The organism is Modestobacter versicolor (genome assembly GCF_014195485.1).
In the GTDB taxonomy this organism is placed as follows: domain Bacteria; phylum Actinomycetota; class Actinomycetes; order Mycobacteriales; family Geodermatophilaceae; genus Modestobacter; species Modestobacter versicolor.
Map to the genome: position 1 here is coordinate 588058 of NZ_JACIBU010000001.1, position 16533 is coordinate 604590.

15 protein-coding genes and 1 pseudogene are annotated in these 16533 nt (G+C 73.0%); 13 read left to right on the top strand and 3 right to left on the bottom strand.

Annotation, left to right across the window (positions count from 1 at the left end; all coding sequences use genetic code 11):
* Positions 1-27 precede the first annotated feature (27 nt).
* Both ligA and FHX36_RS02785 read left to right on the top strand, forming a co-directional pair.
* Complete coding sequence (ligA, locus tag FHX36_RS02780) at positions 28-390, top strand: protocatechuate 4,5-dioxygenase subunit alpha (RefSeq protein WP_110552770.1); 363 nt, start codon at positions 28-30, stop codon at positions 388-390.
* Entirely contained in the window at positions 383-1237 is an 855-nt protein-coding gene (locus FHX36_RS02785) for a class III extradiol dioxygenase subunit beta (RefSeq protein ID WP_110552771.1), read from the top strand. Before ligA ends, FHX36_RS02785 begins: the two co-directional genes overlap by 8 nt.
* A gap of 61 nt (positions 1238-1298) precedes the next feature.
* Here FHX36_RS02785 and FHX36_RS02790 read toward each other — a convergent pair whose 3' ends face one another.
* Both FHX36_RS02790 and ligM read right to left on the bottom strand, forming a co-directional pair.
* A complete protein-coding gene (locus FHX36_RS02790; RefSeq protein WP_110552772.1) occupies positions 1299-2660 on the bottom strand; it encodes an aminomethyltransferase family protein in 1362 nt (453 codons plus the stop codon).
* Between the two features lie 264 nt (positions 2661-2924).
* Complete coding sequence (gene ligM, locus FHX36_RS02795; protein WP_110552773.1) at positions 2925-4325, bottom strand: vanillate/3-O-methylgallate O-demethylase; 1401 nt, start codon at positions 4323-4325, stop codon at positions 2925-2927.
* A 338-nt stretch (positions 4326-4663) separates the two neighbouring features.
* Between ligM and FHX36_RS02800 the strand changes: the two genes are divergently transcribed.
* From FHX36_RS02800 to FHX36_RS02825, 6 genes are all read left to right on the top strand, one after another.
* A complete protein-coding gene (locus FHX36_RS02800; RefSeq protein ID WP_183513473.1) occupies positions 4664-5902 on the top strand; it encodes an MFS transporter in 1239 nt (412 codons plus the stop codon).
* A 207-nt stretch (positions 5903-6109) separates the two neighbouring features.
* On the top strand, positions 6110-6892 hold the full coding sequence (locus FHX36_RS02805; protein WP_110552043.1) for an ABC transporter ATP-binding protein: 783 nt from the start codon (positions 6110-6112) through the stop codon (positions 6890-6892).
* Complete coding sequence (locus tag FHX36_RS02810; RefSeq protein WP_110552044.1) at positions 6879-7589, top strand: ABC transporter ATP-binding protein; 711 nt, start codon at positions 6879-6881, stop codon at positions 7587-7589. Before FHX36_RS02805 ends, FHX36_RS02810 begins: the two co-directional genes overlap by 14 nt.
* A gap of 1 nt (position 7590) precedes the next feature.
* Positions 7591-8472 carry a branched-chain amino acid ABC transporter permease gene (locus tag FHX36_RS02815; RefSeq protein ID WP_110552045.1) on the top strand — a complete coding sequence of 294 codons (882 nt, stop codon included), beginning with the start codon at positions 7591-7593 and terminating at the stop codon, positions 8470-8472.
* Entirely contained in the window at positions 8472-9557 is a 1086-nt protein-coding gene (locus FHX36_RS02820; protein WP_110552056.1) for a branched-chain amino acid ABC transporter permease, read from the top strand. Before FHX36_RS02815 ends, FHX36_RS02820 begins: the two co-directional genes overlap by 1 nt.
* A complete protein-coding gene (locus FHX36_RS02825) occupies positions 9554-10810 on the top strand; it encodes an ABC transporter substrate-binding protein (RefSeq protein WP_220035923.1) in 1257 nt (418 codons plus the stop codon). Before FHX36_RS02820 ends, FHX36_RS02825 begins: the two co-directional genes overlap by 4 nt.
* Positions 10811-10885: 75 nt before the next feature.
* On the opposite strand, the gene FHX36_RS02830 is transcribed toward FHX36_RS02825, so the two are convergent.
* Positions 10886-11659 (bottom strand): IclR family transcriptional regulator, encoded by a 774-nt coding sequence (locus tag FHX36_RS02830; protein ID WP_110552047.1) that lies wholly within the window; start codon positions 11657-11659, stop codon positions 10886-10888.
* A 156-nt stretch (positions 11660-11815) separates the two neighbouring features.
* Between FHX36_RS02830 and FHX36_RS23760 the strand changes: the two are divergent.
* From FHX36_RS23760 to FHX36_RS02855, 5 genes and pseudogenes are all read left to right on the top strand, one after another.
* Positions 11816-12739, top strand: a pseudogene (locus FHX36_RS23760) (PDR/VanB family oxidoreductase); the annotation flags it as partial.
* 13 nt (positions 12740-12752) lie between these two features.
* Positions 12753-13961 carry a cytochrome P450 gene (locus tag FHX36_RS02840; protein ID WP_110552049.1) on the top strand — a complete coding sequence of 403 codons (1209 nt, stop codon included), beginning with the start codon at positions 12753-12755 and terminating at the stop codon, positions 13959-13961.
* Between the two features lie 110 nt (positions 13962-14071).
* Entirely contained in the window at positions 14072-14722 is a 651-nt protein-coding gene (locus FHX36_RS02845; protein ID WP_258372701.1) for a GntR family transcriptional regulator, read from the top strand.
* On the top strand, positions 14719-15420 hold the full coding sequence (locus tag FHX36_RS02850) for a 4-carboxy-4-hydroxy-2-oxoadipate aldolase/oxaloacetate decarboxylase (RefSeq protein ID WP_110552050.1): 702 nt from the start codon (positions 14719-14721) through the stop codon (positions 15418-15420). Before FHX36_RS02845 ends, FHX36_RS02850 begins: the two co-directional genes overlap by 4 nt.
* Entirely contained in the window at positions 15417-16496 is a 1080-nt protein-coding gene (locus FHX36_RS02855; RefSeq protein ID WP_110552051.1) for a 4-oxalomesaconate tautomerase, read from the top strand. Before FHX36_RS02850 ends, FHX36_RS02855 begins: the two co-directional genes overlap by 4 nt.
* Positions 16497-16533: the final 37 nt, after the last annotated feature.

Sequence of the window (16533 nt, forward strand, 5' to 3'; positions counted from 1 at the left end):
GTCCGGGAGAGAGGACACACGAGAGCCATGAGCACAGGGGCCGGACGTCTCGACCTGCCGGGCACGCCGATCTTCGACGGCGACACCAGCCGCCGGGGGCTGCGGATGAACAAGCTCTTCATGAGCCTGCGCGACGCCGCGAACCGCGAGCGGTTCCTCGCCGACGAGGCCGCCTACTGCCAGGAGTTCGGGCTCACCGCCGAGCAGCAGCAGGCCGTGCTGGCCCGCGACTGGCAGGCGATGATCGACCTGGGCGGCAGCATCTTCTACGTCTACAAGCTGGCGATGATGGACGGCCGGTCGATGCAGTACCTCGGCGGCGTGTTCACCGGGATGGGCGAGGACGACTTCCTCGCCGCGATGCGCGCCGGGGGCCGCCGCGATGGCTGAGGTGATCTGGGGTCTGGCGACCTCGCACGTGCCCTCGATCGGGGCGGCGATGGACCGCGGCAAGACCGACGACCCGAACTGGAAGGCGCTCTTCGACGGGTACGCCCCGGCGCGGGCGTGGCTGGCCGAGCACCAGCCCGACGTCGCGATCGTCGTCTACAACGACCACGCCAACGGGATCGACCTGGACTTCATCCCGACCTTCGGGCTCGGCACGGCCGAGCGGTACGAGGTCGCCGACGAGGGCTTCGGCCGGCGCCCGGTGCCCGACGTGCTCGGCCACCCCGAGCTCTCCTTCCACCTGGTCGAGAGCCTGGTCGACGAGGGGTTCGACCTGACCGTCTTCCAGGAGCTGGCCGTCGACCACGGGTTCACCGTGCCGCTGTCGGTCTGGACCCCCGACCCGGGCGACGCATGGCCGTGCCCGGTCATCCCGCTGCTGGTCAACGTGATCCAGTACCCGCAGCCCACCGCGGCGCGCTGCTACGCGCTGGGCCAGGCGCTCGGCCGGGCGATCCGCAGCTACCCGGACGACCTCACCGTGGGCGTGCTGGGCACCGGGGGCATGTCCCACCAGCTGGCCGGCACCCGCGCGGGGTTCATCAACCCCGACTTCGACCACATGTGGATGGAGTCGATCGAGACCGACCCGGCCCGGCTGGCGGCGCTGTCCCGCGAGGAGCTGATCCGACAGGCCGGCTCGGAGGGGATCGAGCTGATCATGTGGCTGATCATGCGCGGGGCGATGCACGACCAGGTCACCAAGGTGCACTCGGACTACTTCGTGCCGGCGTCCAACACCGCCGCCGGCATCGCGCTGTTCGACAACACGCCGCCCGCCGGCTGAGCCGCACCGCCCGCCGTCGAGGCCCCCGGGACCGCTCGGTCCCGGGGGCCTCGGCGTGCGGTCAGCGGGAGCGGTAGCCCTCCCGGGCGAAGTCGACGAACGGGACCGGCGCGACGGTGGCCCGGATCTCCACCTGGCGGTGCTCCTCGACCGCCGGCTTGCCCGAGACCGGCTGCTCGCCCCACAGCACCGTCACCTCGGTGCCCGGCGCGGCGTGCTCGTTCGCGATCGTGGCCAGCGAGACCATCGCCCGCTCGTTGGCCAGGTAGCCGCAGTCCAGCGAGATGCCGACCTGCTGCCCGTCGACGAGCACGGCGTCCTCGTGGTGGGTGGCGTAGCGGATCTTGGGCAGGTCCATGTACTTGGCGCCCGGGCCCGGCCGGTAGAGGGAGCCGATCGCGGCGGTCACGTCGTCGGCGTCCCAGACCAGGGTCACCTTCTGCCGCGGCGGGGCCTCGGCCAGCCGCTCCAGGGCCGCCCGGCCGATGAAGTCGTGGTCGAACTTCACCGTCTTGCCGTACCCGAGGTCGTACGGCGTCAGGTACCAGTCGGCGATGTCGGTGGCCGCGTGGCTGCCGCCGATGGAGCCGACCTTCGTCGCGGGCAGCCACTCGCGGTACTCGGCCATCAGCGGGTCGTCGCCGAAGAGCGCGGTCATCGGCGCGGGCGCCCAGCCGGACTCCAGGTTGGCGGTCGAGTACGCCTTCGCGCCGACCCGGACCAGGCCGTGCCGGGCGTCGGCGCCGAGCAGCGCGCCCAGCACCGCCTCGGCGTCCTCCCAGGGCCCGAAGAGCTCGTAGCCGGGCTGGCCGGCCATGCCGTGCCGCAGCGCTCGGACCCGGCGGCCGGCGATGGTGAACTCCGCCATGGCGAAGAACCTCACCTCCGGGAGCGGACCGCCGGTCACCTCCTCCATCAGCGCCGCGGCCGTCGGCCCCTGCAGCTCGTAGCGGTACAGCCGCGGCGGCCCCGAGGCGCGGACGGCGGAGTTGTCGTCGCGCTCCGCGGTGGCCTCGTAGCTGCCCCGCTCGAGGTTGAAGGTGACCCAGTCGATGACCATCGGGTGCCCGACCAGGTCGAACAGCTCGTCCTCGAGGTGGAAGAGGATGGCGTCGCCGATCAGGTGGCCGTCGGGGGAGACGGCGACGAACTGCTTGGCCCGGCCCACGCCGAAGTTCGCGAACGTGTTGACGCCGACGTCGCTGAGCAGCTGGAGCGCCCCGGGGCCGGAGAGGAACAGGTCGGTCATGTGGTGCGACTGGTCGAGCAGCGCGCAGGACTCCACCCACGACCGCTGCTCGGAGCGCCAGTTGGTGAACTCGGGCTGCACCGGGAACGTGCTGGGCGGGAACGCGAGGTTCCGCAGCAGCTCGACCGGGCTGCCGGCGCGGGCGAGGGCTGCAGCGAGTGTCTCGGAGGTCATGTCGGGTGGGGGCCTCTCGTCGTCGGACGGGCAGGCGGTGCGTGCCCGGAGGGGCCGCCGCAGGCGGTGCGCGCTGCTGGCGGGTCGTCCTCGACGCTAGGGAGTCCCGCTGTGCCGCGGATCACGCAGATGACCATGATCTCGGGTCACCCGGTACCGGGGCGGACGCGACATCTGACCTACCGCCCCGCGGAAGGGGGCTGGACACAGCTGTGGCCGGGCGACGAGTCGTCGTCGCCCGGCCACAGCCGCGGATCAGGTGCGTCAGGCCTTGCCGGTGGTGCGCCAGCCGCCCTGGTAGGTCTCCCGCGCCATGGTGGCGTAGGGGACCGGGCTGACGATGGCGCGCACCTCGAACTGCTCGTGCGGCTCGACGGTGGTCTTCTTGCTGCCGCCGTCGGGCTCGCCCCAGACGACCTTCACCTCGGCGCCGTGCGGCACGTCGGGGCTGATGGTGGCCAGCGAGAGGCCCTTCTTCTCGTTGGCCGAGATGCCGGTGAACATCGAGACGCCCAGGTCGGTGCCGTCGGCGTCGATGACCCGGTCGAAGTTCGACGACCCGTAGTTGGCGTTCGGCAGGTCGAAGAACTGGTAGTTCGCACCCTCGACCTGGTTGGACAGCAACTTGGCGAGGTCCTCGGAGTTCCACTCCAGGGTCACCTTGCGGCGCTGGGCGTCCTTGTCGATCGACTCCAGGGCGTCGCGGCCGATGAAGTCGTGGTCGAACTTGACGAAGGAGCCGTAACCGAGCTCCCACGGGTTGGTGTAGTAGTCCTCGATGTCGCTGGAGACGAAGCTGCCGGCGATGGCGTTGGTCGCCTCGTAGCTGTCGGCGCCGAGCCACTCGCGGTACGGGCGCAGCTCCTCGCCGGTGTAGATGGCCGGCAGCGGCGAGGGGATCCAGCCGGACTCGAGGGTGTTGGTCGAGTAGGCGCGCGAGCCCACGGGCTCGATGCCGAACTCCCGGCCGGCCTCGAGGATGGCCTCGCGGATCCGGTCGTAGCTCTCGTAGGCGCCCCAGATCTCCAGGCCCGGCGCGCCGGCCATGCCGTGCCGCAGCGTGCGCACGCGCTCGCCGGCGATGGTCATCTCGCCCATCCGGAAGAACTTGAGCTGCTCGACCGTGCCGCCGTTGAGCTTCTCGATGATCGGCCAGGCGTTCGGGCCCTGGATCTGGAAGCGCCACAGGTCGCGGGTGACGGCCTTGCCGTACGGCCGGGACGGCGAGCGGGGGTCGTTGCGGATCTGGACGTCGTAGCCGCCGGTCTCGCCCTTGAACTGCAGCCAGCTGGCGCCGGGCGCGCGGCCGACGTAGACGTACTCCTCCTCGGCCAGGCGGAAGAGGATGCCGTCACCGATGACGTTGCCGGCGGGGGTCACCGGGACGAACTGCTTGGCCATGTTGACCGGGAAGTTGGCCACGCTGTTGATGCCGGTGTCGGAGATCAGCTTGATCGCGTCCGGACCGGTCATGAAGAGGTTGAACATGTGGTGGGACTGGTCGAAGAGCACCGCGGTCTCCCGCCATGCCTTCTGCTCCCGCCGCCAGTTCGTGAACTCCGACGGGACCACCGGGTAGATGTAGGTGCCGAGCTGGGAGTTCCGCAGCAGTCCGACGGTGTCACCGGTCTGGTCGAGGAGTTCCTGGAGGTTCTTGGCAGTCATGTCCGTCCGTTCTCGTCGGGTGTCACTCCTGTGGGCCGGTGGACCCGGCCCGTGGCCTGCACGCGGACCCGGTGCACTGCCCTTCGGTGTCCCCGCAGGCGACCACGGGCGTGCGTGTCCGGTGGCCGGCGCAGAGCGTGCCCCCGCAGCCTAAGGCGGCTGCTGTGCCGCAGCACACAGTCATGCGTCACCCAGCGGCGGCCGTTGTGGCCGCCCGCGGCGCGTCGAGATGACCGCCCCTCTCGGTCATTTGACGTATCTCTGCCCGGCACCGGGGTGCCCGGGGCGGCGGCGTGGTCCAGTGCGGGTCGAGGTCGGTCGGCGCGAGGGAGCAGGCGATGGCGCGGAGACCGGTGGGCCGGGGTGCCCCGCCGGAGACCGGTGCGGCAGCTGGGTCGACGTCGTGGGCGGCGGTGGCCGGCCTGATGGGCGCCGGCGTGGTCGCGGCCGCGCAGATCGGCGGTGCGTCGGCGGCGCTGCCGGTGCTGCAGGACGAGTTCGGGCTGAGCTCGACGACGGCTGCCTGGTACCTGTCCACCGTGAGCGCGCTGAGCGCGGTCGCCGGCGCGCTGCTCGGCTGGCTGGGGCAGAGCCTCGGACCGGCGCGCCAGGTCCGGCTGGGCCTCGTGGTGATCGTCCTCGCCGACGTCGCCGGCGCCCTGGTCGACTCGCTGCCCGGCCTGCTGGCCGCGCGGGTGGGGGAGGGCGTCGGGCTGGTCATGGTGATCCTGGCGGCGCCCGGTCTGCTGTTCACGGTGGCCACCCCCGCGCACCGGCGGCTGGTCGCCGGCATGTGGGGCGCCTACATGCCGGTGGGCGCGGGACTGGCCGCGCTCCTGGTGCCGCTGGCGATCCACTGGGTGGGCTGGCCGGGGGCGTCGCTGCTGGACGCCGTCGTGGCGGCGTGCGTGCTCGGGGCCGTCGTCCGCTGGGTGCCGGCGTCCGGCCCGGCGCGGTGGCCCGGGTCGCTGGCGGGGCTGCTGGGCGCGCTCCGCTCGCCCACGGTCCTGGTGATCACCGGCTGCTTCGGCCTCTACGCCGCCCAGTACCTGGCCGTGGTCGGCCTGCTGCCCGCGTCGCTGGTGGCCGACGAGGGCGTGTCGGTCGCCGCCGCCGGGCTGCTGGGCGCCGTCGTCTTCCTGGTGAACGCACCGGCCAACCTGCTCGGGGCCTACCTGCTGCACCGCGGCGCGCCGCTGCGGTGGGTGATCCCCACCGGCTGCGCGGGCATGGCCGTCACGGTCTGGGGGGTGCTCGACCCGGGGTTGCCGCTCGGGGTGCGGGTCGCGTCGGCGGTGGCGTTCTCCTTCATCGCCGGGCTGGTGCCGGCCGCGCTCTTCGCCGGCGTGGCCGTGGTCTCGGCGGGCACCGGCTCGGCGGGTGCGGCGATCGGCCTGGTGACCCAGGGCTCGGGGGTGGGCCAGCTGCTCGGTCCGCCGCTGGTGGTCGCCGTGGGCACCGGGCTGGGTCCCGGCGCGGCCCAGTCGGCGCTGCTGGTGTGCCTCGCCGGCCTCGTCGCGCTCGGCGCGGTGCTGCTGCCGCGGGGCGAGCGGATCCCCGGCACCGTGCCGCCGTGACCCACGGTGGGCTGCGGCTGTGACCCCCGGCGGCAGGCGGCCGGGCGGCGGGCTGCAGGATGCGCGTCCCGGGCTGCGGCAGGGATGACAACAGCTCGGCAACACTCGCAACAAGATCGTTGACAATCGTCAGCGGGGTCCTTACGTTGCCCCGGCGGGTCGAGGCCCGAGCGGGCCGGTGCAACGGAGCAACGGGGAGGCGGAACGATGGCGGCTGAGCTGGTCCTGCAGGACGTGGACCTGCAGTTCGGCGGCATCAAGGTGCTGCAGGAGGTGTCCTTCACCGTCGAGCCGGGCCAGATCTTCGGGCTGGTCGGTCCGAACGGTGCCGGCAAGACCTCGCTGTTCAACTGCATCAGCGGGCACTACACGCCCACCGCGGGCGCGGTGCGCATCGACGGCACCGAGGTGCAGGGGGCTCGCCCGGCGACCCTCGCCCGGCACGGGCTGGCCCGCACCTTCCAGCACCCCGCGCTGCAGCTGCACGAGACGGTGCTGGAGAACGTGCTGCTCGGCGGGCACTCCCGGCTCCCGGGCAGCCCGCTGGCGTGGGCGGTGCGCACGCCGGGCACCCGCCGCGCGGAGAAGGACCTGCGGGCCGAGGCGCTCGACCTGCTGGAGCGCAACGGCCTGGCCTGGGCCGCCCACCTGCCGGCCGACGAGCTCTCGCACGGTCTGCACAAGGGCGTCGAGCTGTGCCGCGCCCTGCTGATGAAGCCGCGGCTGCTGCTCCTCGACGAGCCCGCCGCCGGCCTCCCGCACGCCGAGGTGGAGCAGCTGATCGCGACGGTCCGGCGGCTGCGCAGCGAGGACGACATCACCGTCGTCATCGTCGAGCACCACATGGGCCTCATCGCCGCCCTCACCGACCGCGTGGTGGTGCTCGACCACGGACGCAAGCTCATGGAGGGGACTGCTGCCGAGGCGCAGTCCGACCCCCGGGTCATCGAGGCCTACATCGGGAAGGACGCCGCGGATGACGCTGCTTGAGCTCGAGGACGTCACGGCGTCCTACGGCCCGGTCCAGGTGCTGGAGGGGGTGTCGCTGAGCGTCCCGGAGAACGGCGCAGTCGGCATCCTCGGTGCCAACGGCGCCGGCAAGACCACCACCCTGCGCGCGATCAGCGGCACCGTCCGCGCGGGCGGCCGGATCGTGTTCGACGGCAAGGACATCCGCGGCCTGCGCCCGGACCAGGTGGCGGCGCTGGGCATCGCGCACGTGCCCGAGGGGCGCGGCACGCTGGGCGACCTCAGCGTCCGGGACAACCTGCGGGTCGGCGCGTACCTGCGCAAGGACCGCAAGGGCGTCGCGGAGGACATCGACTTCTGCCTCGACCTGTTCCCGAACCTGGCCGAGCGCATCACGTCCAACGCCTCGGCGCTGTCCGGTGGCGAGCAGCAGATGCTCGCGGTGGGCCGGGCGATCATGAGCAAGCCGCGGCTGCTGCTGCTGGACGAGGCCTCGCTCGGCCTCGCGCCGAGCACGGCCAAGAACGTCTACGACGCGATCCGCAAGCTGCGGCTGACCTCGGGCATCGCGATGCTCGTGGTCGAGCAGAACGCCAACCTCGCCTTCACCCTCGTCGACAGCGCCACCGTCCTGGAGACCGGGCGGAGCGTGCTCACCGGCACCTCCGCCGAGCTCAAGGGCATGGACGAGATCCGTCGCGCCTACCTGGGAGGTTGACATGGGCACATTCGTCCAACTCGTCGTCGACGGCCTGTCGACCGGCTCCGTCTACGCCGCGATCGCCCTGGCCATCGTGCTGGTCCACCAGGCCACCGGGCTGATCAACTTCGCCCAGGGCGGCATGGCCGTCCTCGCCGTCTACATCGCCTGGTGGCTGACCACCAAGGACGTCCCGCTGATCCTGGCCATCCTGGTGTCGATCGCCTTCTCGATCGCCTTCGGCGCCGTCGTCGAGCGGTTCCTGATGCGGCGCTTCGAGCGCGGCGACCCGGACACCGCGGTCGTCGTCACGATCGGCCTCCTGACGCTGATCACCGGCGTCGCCGGCTGGCTCTGGACGTACAACAACCAGCAGTTCCCCTCGCTGTTCTCGCTGGACACGGTGAACTTCCTCGGTGTCTCGGTCAGCCAGCGCTCGCTCGGGACGACGGCCGTGATCATCGTGGTGATGGTCCTGCTGCAGGCGCTCTTCGTCGGCACCAAGCTCGGCCTGGCGCTGCGGGCGGTCGCCAACAACCCGGAGTCCGCGGCGTTCTCCGGCCTCCCCGTCGGGCGCCTGCTGATGGTCGGCTGGGGCCTGGCCGCCGCGCTCGGCGCCGTCGCCGGCGCCCTGGTGGCCCCGCAGCTGACGCTCACTCCCGGCATGCTCGACAACGCCCTGGTGTACGCGCTCGCCGCGGTCATCCTCGGCGGGCTCACCAGCCCGGTCGGCGTCGTCGTCGCGGCGTGGCTGATCGGCGTGCTGGAGAACCTCGCCGCGGTGTACGTCTCCTTCATCGGCTACGACCTCAAGGTGGCCGTGCCGTTCATCCTGATCTTCGTCGTCCTCATCGTCCGACCCCAGGGCCTGTTCGGCCGGAAGACCGTGGTGCGCGTGTGATGGCCCGAGCTGTGGACACCTCCCCCTCGTCGTCCCTGCGGCAGAACCCCTGGCTCCGCCGCGCGGTCCCGCTGCTCGTCGTCGTCGTGCTCGCCGTGCTGCCGCTGGTGCTGACGGAGAACACCAACGACACGCTCGCCCGGATCGGCGTCTTCGCCGTCGCGGTGCTCGGGCTCAACGTGGTGATGGGCTACACCGGGCAGGTCTCGCTCGGCCAGATCTTCTTCGTGGGCCTGGGCGCGTACGTCACCGGCTACGGCGTCCAGCAGGGCTGGAACGTCGTGCTGGCGTTCCTCGCGGCGTGCCTGGCGGCCGCCGTCGCCGGGCTGGTCGTGGCGCTGGCCGCCGCGCGGCTGGGCGGTCTGGCGATCGCCATGGTCACGATCGCGCTGCCCATCGTCGGGGTGCCGCTGGCGAAGCGGCTGAGCGACGTCACCGGCGGTTCCCAGGGCCTGTCCGCGCGCTTCGCGGAGGCTCCGGAGGCGACCGGCCTCTACGACGACCAGTGGGTGCTCTACGTCGTGCTGGTCATCGGCGGCGCCGTCTTCCTGCTGACCCGCGCCCTGGTGCGCGGCAAGTACGGCCGGGCCTTCGCGATCGTCAAGGGCAACGAGGCCGTGGCGTCGTCCATGGGCATCTCGCCGTACCGCTACAAGGTGCTGGCCTTCACCATCGCCTCGCTCATCGGCGGCATCAGCGGCTTCCTCTACATGTTCGTCATCCAGTACACGTCCCCGGAGACGATGAGCTTCGGGCACTCGATCGAGCTGCTCGCCGCGATGGTGATCGGCGGCGCGGGCAGCATCATCGGCTCGCTCCTCGGCGGCGCGTACTACGTGCTCGTGCCCGAGCTGACGAACCAGGTCGACTCGAGCCTCACGGCCCTGCTGCAGGGCGTGATCCTGCTGGCCGTGCTGTTCGTGCTCCCCGGCGGCCTCGCGTCGCTCCTCCGCAGGCTGACCCGCGGCCGGCGGCGCTCCGGCGCCGGGTCCGGTGCTGCGGCACCCCCGACCACTCCGTTGTCGACAGCAGTGTCGGGCACCTCGGCGGAGGAACCAGGAAAAGAGAGGCAAGGACACGCATGAACATGCACTCTCGATCGCGGAAGGCGCTCGGCATCGCCGTGGCGTCGGCGCTCGCGCTCACCGTCTCGGCCTGCGGCCGTGAGGGAGGGGACGGCGGCGACCGGGGCTCCGGCGGGGAGGCCAGCCCCGGCATCACCGACGACTCGGTCACCCTCGGCATCTCCACCCCGCTCAGCGGTGCGACGGCGGGGCCGGGCACCTGCACGGTCGCCGGCATCACCGCGTACTTCGGCATGAAGAACGCCGAGGGCGGCGTCGAGTTCGGTGACGGGAAGACCCGCACGGTCGAGATCGAGGCGCTGGACGACACCTACGACCCGCAGCAGGCGAAGGCGAACTACGACCAGCTCAAGGACGACGTCTTCGCGATGACCGCGGGGCTGGGCACGCCGACCAACCGCGCCTGGCGCGACGCGGCCATCGCCGACGAGGTGCCGCAGGCGCTGATCATGACCGGCGACCCGCTGTTCAGCGACCCCGAGGAGAGCCCCTGGCAGCTCGGCTTCGTGCCGATCTACCAGAACGAGGGTGAGGCCTTCGGCGAGCTGCTGGCGAGCTCCGGCCAGCAGCACCGGGTCGCGATCCTGTCGCAGAACGACGACTACGGCGAGGGCTACGTCGAGGGCTTCAAGTCCGCCGTCGAGGGTGCCGACAACATCGAGATCGTCGAGGAGCTCACCTACGAGGCGACCGACACGTCGGTCGACGCGCAGATGACCGAGCTGGCCGCCAGCGACGCCGACGTCATGTTCAACGCGATGTCGCTGGTGCCGCTCGCGGTCTCGGCGCTGCAGAAGGCGCAGCAGCTGAACTGGACGCCGAGCTGGTTCCTGCCCTCCAACACCTCCAGCCCGGGCGGGGTGCTCACCCCCGGCGGTGCGACGGCGTTCCCCGGCGTCTACTCGGTGGCGTTCTCCAAGGCGCCGGCCGGCCCGGCCGCCGGTGACCCGGACGTCGTGGAGTACCTGGCGGCGCTGAAGCAGTACGGCGACTACCAGGACCCGCCGGCGTTCCCGCACTGCCAGTGGAGCTGGATGGTCGGCGCGACGCTCGAGCAGGCCTTCGGTGAGATGACCGAGCCGACGCGGGAGAACTTCATGGAGGCGCTGCGTGGCATCAGCGGCTTCGAGGCCCCGCTGATGCTGCCCGACACCTCGGTGGACACCACCGAGGCCGGGCAGCCCGCGGTCTCGACCGTGGTCGTGCAGAAGTACAACGGCAAGGGCTACGACACGGTGACCACCTTCGAGTGACACCGGCGTGGCAGGGGCGGCCCGTCCTCGGGCGGGCCGCCCCGCACGACCGCCCGGTGACCTGCCCGGGATGACCTAGCCGGGGCGTGCCGGGTCGGCTGTCGGTCTGCGCAGCGCCCGGGAGATGCCGAGCGCGCTGGCCAGCAGCAGCGGCACCAGCGCCGGTCCCCGGCCGTCGTTGGGCACGATCACCGACAGCGAGGCGACGACCCGGCCGCCGCCGTCGCGCACCGGGACGGCCACCCCCGTCGCGTCCTCGTGCTGGTGGCCGTCGAGCACGGCCGCGTGGCCGCGGCGCACCTCGGCCAGGGCGGCCCGCAGCACCGCGGGGGAGCGGAACCCGGCCGGGGTGATCGGCCGCAGCGGTGCGGCCAGCACCTGCTCCTGCAGCTCGTGCGGGGCGTGCGCGAGCAGCACCAGCCCCGACGACGAGGTGGGCAGCGGCAACCGGCCGGCGATCCGGGAGAAGTTGACCACGGCGTCGCGTGCGGTGAGCCGCTCCAGGAACAGCACGTCGGTGCCGTCGAGCACCCCGAGCTGGACGTGGTGGCCGACGACCGCGTGCACGTCCTCCAGGAACGGCATGGCGGCGTCCCGCAGGGTGAGCGTCGGGGAAGCCCGCGCGCCCAGCTCCCACAGCCGCACGCCGACTCGCACCCGGCGGTCCGGCGTCCGCTCCAGCAGCCCGTGCGCGACGAGCTCGCCGACGATCCGGGACGCCGTGGCGACGTGCAGGCCGCTGCGCCGGGCGACCTCGCCCACGGTGAGCGTCGGCTCGTCGGCGGTGAAGGCGTCGAGCACCCGCACCGCACGTGCCAGCACCGACTCGCCGGTCGGGGTCCGCGCCATGCCCCGAGTGTGACACCGGTCTCCCGTCCATTGAGAAGCCGCTTCTGCCCCCTCCGTCCGGGCCGCACGCTGGGCGACGACGACGAGGAGGTCGGCGTGCTCGGAGTGGAGCAGGTGGACGCCCGCTGGCGCAGCGGGACGGACCGCACGGTGGTGCGGGTGCAGGACAAGGTCCAGGTGGCCGAGGGCGTCGTGACGCTGACGCTCACCGCCCCGGACGGCGGGCGGCTGCCGGACTGGACGCCCGGGGCGCACGTCGACCTGACCCTGGAGAACGGCCTCACCCGCCAGTACTCGCTGTGCGGCGACCGCTGGGACGCGCACAGCTACCGGGTCGGCGTGCTGCTGGAGCCGGCCGGGCGCGGCGGGTCCAGCTACGTGCACGAGCAGCTCGAGCCGGGGCACGTCCTCGGGCTCGGCGGCCCGCGGAACAACTTCCCGCTGGTGCCGGCGGAGTCCTACCTGTTCGTGGCCGGGGGCATCGGCATCACCCCGGTCCTGCCGATGATCGCCCAGGCCGACCTGCTGGGCGCTGACTGGCAGCTGCTCTACGGCGGCCGGACCCGCAGCTCGATGGCGTTCCTGGACGAGCTGTCCGCGCACGGCGACCGGGTGCAGGTGCGCCCCCAGGACGAGTTCGGGCTCCTCGACCTGCCCGCCTTCCTCGGCGAGCCGCGGCCCGGCACGCCGGTCTACGCGTGCGGGCCGGCGCCCCTGCTGGCCGCGCTGGAGACCGCCTGCGCCGGCTGGCCGGCCCGCGCGCTGCACACCGAGCGCTTCGTCGCCGCCGACCAGGGCGCCCCGGTGCGCACCACGGCCTTCGACGTCGAGCTGCACCGCTCCGGCCGCACCGTGACGGTCACGCCGGACACCTCGGTGCTCGAGGCGCTGGCCGCGGCCGGCGTCGAGGTGCTGTCCTCCTGCCGGCAGGGCACCTGCGGCACCTGCGAGACCACCGTGCTCGCCGGCGTGCCCGACCACCGCGACTCGCTGCTGGACGACGACGAGCGGGCCGCCGGCGACTGCATGTACCCCTGCGTCTCCCGGTCGTGCAGCGACCGCCTCGTCCTCGACCTCTGATCCGGAGAAGACCATGACGCTGCTCTCCACCTCCGCCGACCTGCCGGTCGACGACACCGACCCCTTCGGGCACGAGGTCCTCGAGGACCCGCTCCCGTTCCACCACGCCCTGCGCGAGGCCGGGCCGGTGGTGTACCTGAGCCGGTACGACGTCCACGCGCTCGGCCGCTACGAGGAGGTGCACGCCGCGCTCGTGGACTGGCAGCGGTTCCAGTCCGCCGCCGGCGTGGGCCTGTCCAACTTCCGCACCGAGGAGCCGTGGCGGCCGCCGAGCCTGCTGCTGGAGGCCGACCCGCCGCGGCACGACGCGCCCCGACGGGTGCTGGCCTCCGTCCTCGGCCCGCGGGCGCTGCGCACGCTGCGGGACCGGTGGACCGCCGATGCCGAGAGCCTGGTCGACGAGGTCCTCGCCGCAGGCACCGAGTTCGACGTCGTCCCCACGTTGGCCGAGGCGTTCCCGCTGCGGGTCTTCCCCGACGCGGTCGGCATCGGGAACGAGGGGCGGGAGAACCTGCTGCCCTACGGCGACCACGCGTTCAACGCCTTCGGCCCGGCCAACGACCTGGTGGCCAAGGGCGCGCACCGGGTCGCCGAGCTGTCCGGCTGGGTGGGCGAGCAGTGCGCCCGCGACGCGCTCACCGACGACGGCTTCGGCGCCGCCATCTGGGCGGCCGCCGACCGCGGTGAGATCACCCCGCAGCAGGCGCCGCTGGTGGTCCGGTCGCTGCTCACCGCCGGCGTCGACACCACGGTGCACGCGCTCTCGGCGATCCTCTACGCCTTCGCGACGAACCCCGACCAGTGGGCCCGGCTGGTCGCCGACCCGTCGCTCGCCCGGGTGGCCTTCGACGAGGCGATCCGCTGGGAGTCACCGGTCCAGACCTTCTTCCGGACCACCACCACCGACGTCCGGATCGGCGACGTCGTCGTCCCCGAGGGCCGCAAGGTGCTGATGTTCCTGGCCGCGGCCAACCGCGACCCGCGGCGCTGGGCCGACCCGGACCGCTTCGACCTCGGCCGCGACCCCTCCGGCCACGTCGGCTTCGGCATGGGCCTGCACCAGTGCGTCGGCCAGCACGTCGCCCGGCTGGAGGCCGAGGCGGTGCTGACCGCGCTGACCCGCCGGGTGCGCACGATCGAGCTCACCGGGCCGACGCAGCGGCACCACAACAACACGCTGCGCGCCTTCGGCAGCGTCCCCGTCAGGCTGACCGTCCGCTGACCGCCCGCTGACCGTTCGTGTCCGCCACCCGGTGCGGGTGGCGGACACGATTGTTGACGATCCCGCGCACCGCGCACTAGCTTCCAGGTCACCGGACCGAGGAGGCGACGGTGAGCGGAGCGCACGAGGACGCGGCGCGGACCCTGCGAGCTGCGATCTCCCGCGGGGACATGCCGCCCGGGCTCCGGCTCGTCGAGGCCGACCTGGTCGAGCAGCTCGGCGTCAGCCGCGGCAGCGTGCGGCTGGCCATCGACGTGCTCGTCGCCGAGCGCCTGGTCGAGCGGTTCCCCAACAAGGGCGCCCGGGTCCGGGTCGTCTCCCTCGAGGAGGCCGTCGAGATCACCGAGTGCCGGATGCCCCTCGAGGCGCTGCTCGCCCGCAAGGCCGCCGAGCGCGTCACGGGTGCCGAGGCCGACCGGCTGCGGGCCCACCTGCACACCATGGCCGGCGCCGTCGACTCCGGTGACGTGCTCAAGTACGGCGAGCTCATCCAGCAGCTGCACGGCATGGTCGGCGAGGCCGCCCGGCACGCGGTCGCCGCCGACCTGGTCGGCAAGCTGCAGGCGCAGCTGGTCCGCCACCAGTTCCGGCTCTCGCTCCGGCCCGGGCGCGCCCGGGTCAGCCTCGGCGAGCTGACCGAGCTGGTCGCCGCCATCACCGACCGCGACCCCGACCGGGCCGACGCCGCCGCGGTCGCCCACTTCCGCAGCGTCATCGCCGCGCTGTCCGAGCCGCACCCCGACCCCGGAGGACCAGCATGAGGAACGTCGTCGTCACCGACCCGCCCCGCGCCGACCAGGCGGACGCCGAGACCCTGGGCGGGTTCGGCGTCGCCACCGTGCACGAGGCCCTCGGGCGGGTCGGCTACCTCGGCCCCGCGTTCCGGCCGGCCTGGCCGGGCGCGCGGATCGGCGGCACCGCCGTCACGGCGCTGTGCTGGCCCGGCGACAACCTGATGATCCACGTCGCCGTCGAGCAGTGCCGGCCCGGCGACGTGCTGGTGGTGGCCACCAACTCCCCGTCGACCGACGGGCTGTTCGGCGAGCTGTTCGCCACGGCGCTCGCGCAGCGCGGGGTGCGCGGGGTGGTGCTGGGCAGCGGCGTCCGAGACGTCGCCGAGCTGCGCGAGATGGGCTTCCCCGCCTGGTCGACCGCGGTCAGCGCGCAGGGGTCGGTCAAGGCCACCCCCGGGGCGGTCAACGTCCCGGTCGTGCTCGGCGGCCAGCAGGTCTCGCCCGGCGACGTGGTCGTCGCCGACGACGACGGCGTGATGGTGGTGCCCCGGGCCGACGTGCCGCGGGCGCTGTCGGCCTCGCAGGCCCGGCTGGACAAGGAGGCCGCCAGCCGCGCGGCCTTCCAGCAGGGGGAACTGGGCTTGGACCGCTACGGCCTGCGCGACAAGCTCCCAGACCTCGGCATCGAGTACGTGCCCTACGAGAAGTGGGCGGAGGAGCGATGACCTACGACGAGACCGGCGTCCGCTGCACGATGCTGCGCGGCGGCACCTCCCGGGGGCTGTTCTTCGAGGCCCGCGACCTGCCCGCCGACCCCGCCGAGCGCGACGACCTGCTGCTGCGGCTGATGGGCACGCCCGACCCGCGGCAGATCGACGGCCTGGGCGGCTCGACCACGCTGACCAGCAAGGTGGCGGTGCTCTCGCCGTCCGAGGACCCCGACGTGGACGTCGACTACCTGTTCCTCCAGCTCGGCGTGGACACCGCGACGGTCAGCGACCGGCAGAACTGCGGCAACATCCTCGCCGGGGTGGGCCCGTTCGCCGTCGAGCGCGGGCTGGTGCCGGCCGGCGACGGCGAGACCAGCGTGCGCATCCGGATGGTCAACTCCGACAGCGTCGCCGTCGCCACGTTCCCGACGCCGGGCGGCCGGGTCGAGTACCGCGGTGACGTCGAGATCGCCGGCGTCCCCGGGACGGCGGCGCCGGTGGTGCTCGCCTTCACCGACACCGAGGGCTCGGCGACCGGTGCGCTGCTGCCCACCGGCCACGTCCGGGACACCGTCGAGGGCATCGAGGTGACCTGCGTCGACAACGGCATGCCCGTCGTCCTGGCGATGGCCGACGCCTTCGGGCTCACCGGGTACGAGCCGCACGAGGAGCTGGCCGCCGACGCCGCGCTGCTGGAGCGGGTCGACGCGTTCCGCCGCAAGGCCGCCGAGCTGATGGGGATGGGCGACGTGTCGACGTCCTCGGTGCCCAAGACCGTGCTGCTGGCCGCACCGCGGGACGGCGGCCAGGTGAGCACCCGGTCGTTCATCCCGGTGCAGCCGCACACCTCGATCGGCGTCCTCGGCGCGGTCAGCGTCGTCACCGGGATGCTGCTGCCCGGGGCGGTCGGGCACGAGCTCACCGCCGGCTGGCCGGCGGGGACCTCGCAGGTCGACGTCGAGCACCCGACCGGCCACCTGCTGGTCGACGTCGTCGTCGACGCCGACTCCACGCCACCGCGGGCGGTCCGCTCCGGTGTCGTGCGCACCGCCCGCAAGCTGTTCGACGGCACGGCCTTCCCGCGCGCCTGATGCAGGGCCTCGTCCTCCTCACCCCTCGCACGCTCGG